Here is a 3,529-nt window from a genome sequence, read left to right on the forward strand (position 1 = left end):
GTAAACAGCCTTAACCAGTCCGAGTTTTAAGTTGGGTTCTTGACAGCGCCCACACACCAGCTTAAAACTTATCAATATACCTATCCCGCCTATCGGCTCGACTGAGCCAACCAGCACGGAAAACTGAATCTTTATTACCCGGTACACTCCACCGAATGTAGTCTTGTCGATGTCGTTCATTAAGCGCCCTCGCTAGTTGTTTCGGGTCAGCAATATTGCCAATTTCCCTCAAATATTGTCTCGACCTCCCCACCCCCGAATTAATAGCAATATCGGCACATACTTCAAAAGCAGGCTGAGGCAACTCAGCACAGCCACCAGGTGCAAAATAATCCTGTTTGTAAATTTCAGCCGCCGCAGTCTTGAATGCCAAGGGATTCTTATCATAAGCAAACTTCACAAACATGGATGGATGACCGTTAAATCCTGCACCCAAATCAGATAGTAAATCATTCCGATGATTCCAACCGACGCTAGGAATAATTCCCATGCAAGTAAAGCCTTTTTGTCCTTGAAACCAGTTGCCGCTGTCGTTACCCAAATTCTGACAGCTTCCCTCGAAACCGAAAGCAAGTTTTAAAGCTGCTTCAGCTTTATTAGTTGATATATTAGTAGCATCTTTTTGTGTTTTTCCCGTAACTTTATCAGCCGTAATTTGAGCAGCACTAATTAACTGCTGTGCTGGTTCAGATTGGATGACTGGCGGCACTAGAATATATGCTACCGTCAGTGCAATAACTCCCCAAGTAACCAGCCTAAAATCAAATTCATCTCGATGTTTAGTTTTGTAAATTGTCATTGGCTGTCCTCTGGCAATTTACTAGTTATTGTCATCTGGATAAACCCGGCTATTGGCGGTACTTTTTCGCCATCAGTGCCACCCGAACGCTGTTGAAAATGAAGGTGCGGTCCCGTACCCGCCGTACCCGATTTAGCGATGACTGTGCCTACTTTTTGAAGACCGCTTTTGCACTCTCCAACGGGCAAATGAAGGTAGTCAAAACTAACGCCCCATTCTGTTACAGAATAGCTAGCAACCCAACCCCAGCGGCCATTTTCCCAACACCGAACGTTAACGGTTCCTCCTATTGGCCCAATCGCATACAAAGGCGTGTACATTGGTGTTGCCACGTCTGTTCCAAAGTGCATCGAACTGCAACCGGGACATGGTGACTTACGAGGCCCAAATGCACTACTGATTTGATATCCTGCAACGTTGTCCCCCGCTTGTAGAGAAGTTGCCCATTTTCCGCTAAACTTGGGGGTATTGTTGGAATTAATGCGGCTACTGCGAGCAGTTTCGGATAACCCTGATGCAATTGTTGCCTGTTGATTATTAGCGGCTAATTGAACTGTTTGACCTGATTGAACTGTTTGAACAGCTTGCCCACCTCTCACCAACACTCCAACTGAATTCTGCAAAATTTGGTTAAGCCCAGGTGCTAAAATAGCGATCGCGATTCCCGTAACCACCACAGCAGTAATAAAATCCCCCCGGCGGTAAGCAGTGTCCAAACGGACTGGATTGTGCTGATAGCCAGATAAAGGAGAATAGACAATAGAAGATGTGTCAACAGGAAACTCAAACATCAGTCAATATCTCCCGCTTATCAAAGGTGTAACTCTTCAACTTGCCATCAGGCTCAAATTGCACAATTAACTTTTTGCCATTAGTAGCAGTCCAGCTAAATTTATCGAGTTCAATCCCACATCCAGCACCGATAATTGCTTCGATTTCTGCGATCGCTGTTCCAGTTTTTAGCAACTCTCTGACTTGGGCATATTGTTCAACAGTGAAGGGTTTTTGATTGATACAACCTGTTGCAGTTTGAGCTAAAACAGTTTTGATTTGATGGGCTGCAATCACACCTGCTTTCTCCACTCTCTGCTTCGTTTCTGGCAACAACGCCCCATCGAATTTCAAGTAATAACCGCTTCGTAAATTGAGCAATAACAACCCACTCATTAACAATAAAGCGATAGCGTTAGATGGTCTTAATTTAGCCCATGCCATAGCAATTTAATGGGGCATTGCTGCCCCATCCTCCCTGATTATTCGTTATCAGAAATAGGTACAGTTTGCAGAGCACCCCGCTGCAATTGCCGCAGTTCAGTTCTTGTCAATTGACGACCCCCTCCATAACTAGCAAAGGTAGGAGAAAAGCTGGTATTGGCATAGTTAATAGTTTGGGTACCCAAACCACCACCAACTGCCCAGCCAACTTGAGCCGGGTTAAAAGGGTCTGGAGATTTCGCTACTTGCTGTCTGGAAATCAAGGCATTCCAGACAAAGAAAAACCCAAAAATCGATAGCCAAATCAACCCAATACTGACACTAGCTGTGCGAATTGGCCACTTGCGTAATGCTTTAATCCACAAACAAATGGCATCATATCCCACCCATGGATTGCTATCAGCATCATAGTTAGGAACAACCACAACACGAGTCACAACCGTTTGTTGGGATTGGGTTTGATAATTGGGTTGTAAGGGAACATGAACTATTGAACTATTGTTGTTAGTCAAGGAATTTACCTCCTATAAAATGAAGTTGAGAATTGGGCAATAGCCCAGGTTTTGCAAAGGATTGCACTCTGCTATCACGCTTGGTTACGGTTGGCTATGCCTGTTTATTTGTCAGTATCAAAAGCAATTTACTTAAGAAAATCAGCAAAGTGAGCAATCAAAATGGGCGGAGCATACTTACGAATCAAGTAGCAAAAACAGGGCTTGCCCACATTACTATAAGAGCGATGCGAATCTGGTTCATGTCGCTTACACCGCAGCACATTTTTGATAATATCGCTGGCATTTCTGCTAACATCTAAGTAGCTCAAAATCTCTTCAAAAAGCTCCACCTCTGTTACATCTGGAAAGTATTTGGCAAACTGAGACTCGTCCCAAACAACAGGCCAAACTGGGGGGACAAAAGGAGGATTTGGTGGCATTCTTGAGACGTGAGACTCGTCCCTGGGACTTTGGGACGCTTCACTCAGATTGCTTTGTGGCTGTTGGGTTTGTTTGGGACTCGTCTCGCTGTTTGGGACTTGTCCCATCCAATCTCCTGATAGAAATTCTGAGCGATATCGCCTTTCTGCAATTAGCTTATTGATTTCCTCTTCAGTCGATTCGGCTACCCAGTAATCCCAACTAATTTGAGGATTATTCGGTGACTGTTGATTTGATTGTTGGCTTGGTTGCTGTTGATTTTGTTGATGTTGACTTTGTTGATGTTGACTTGGTTGCTGTTGGCTTGATTGTTGCTGATTAGGTTGTTGTTGCCAAGGTTTAGGTATTGGCAATTCAGAGGAAATCACATCCGACTTTTCGCGATAGCTTAATTCAGGAAATAGCTGAATCAAGTATTGCGAATTCATCCAAGGTTGCAACTGTACCGCCTCTCGAATGGGATTGCCATCATCGTCTTCTCGATACCCTTTAATGAAGCCTCGAAAGGCAGGTCTAGGATGCCCAAAAGTGTCCCTTTCTGCCTTAAGATGAAGCGTGAGTAATTGCTCCTCTTTCATCT

4 protein-coding genes and 1 pseudogene are annotated in these 3,529 nt (G+C 44.3%); all 5 read right to left on the bottom strand.

Translation table 11 applies throughout. The features are described from left to right. Positions 1–61: 61 nt before the first annotated feature. Positions 62–799, bottom strand: a complete 738-nt coding sequence (locus OSCI_RS26575) for a glycosyl hydrolase 108 family protein (protein WP_007358322.1) — start codon at positions 797–799, stop codon at positions 62–64. Continuing rightward, positions 796–1,590, bottom strand: a complete 795-nt coding sequence (locus OSCI_RS26580; protein WP_007358323.1) for a M23 family metallopeptidase — start codon at positions 1,588–1,590, stop codon at positions 796–798. Before OSCI_RS26580 ends, OSCI_RS26575 begins: the two co-directional genes overlap by 4 nt. Further along, complete coding sequence (locus OSCI_RS26585; protein ID WP_007358324.1) at positions 1,583–2,014, bottom strand: hypothetical protein; 432 nt, start codon at positions 2,012–2,014, stop codon at positions 1,583–1,585. The genes OSCI_RS26580 and OSCI_RS26585 overlap by 8 nt, the downstream gene beginning before the upstream one ends. A gap of 38 nt (positions 2,015–2,052) precedes the next feature. Then, complete coding sequence (locus OSCI_RS26590; protein ID WP_007358325.1) at positions 2,053–2,526, bottom strand: hypothetical protein; 474 nt, start codon at positions 2,524–2,526, stop codon at positions 2,053–2,055. A 128-nt stretch (positions 2,527–2,654) separates the two neighbouring features. Beyond that, positions 2,655–3,529: pseudogene (locus OSCI_RS26595) on the bottom strand (hypothetical protein); the annotation flags it as partial.

The sequence above is a fragment of the Kamptonema sp. PCC 6506 genome, from assembly GCF_000180455.1.
Lineage (GTDB): Bacteria > Cyanobacteriota > Cyanobacteriia > Cyanobacteriales > Microcoleaceae > Kamptonema > Kamptonema formosum.

Bases quoted from the DNA above. Each gene is read 5' to 3' on its own strand.
- OSCI_RS26575 (WP_007358322.1), bottom strand. From the start codon at position 799: ATGACAATTTACAAAACTAAACATCGAGATGAATTTGATTTTAGGCTG.
- OSCI_RS26580 (WP_007358323.1), bottom strand. From the start codon at position 1,590: ATGTTTGAGTTTCCTGTTGACACATCTTCTATTGTCTATTCTCCTTTA.
- OSCI_RS26585 (WP_007358324.1), bottom strand. From the start codon at position 2,014: ATGGCATGGGCTAAATTAAGACCATCTAACGCTATCGCTTTATTGTTA.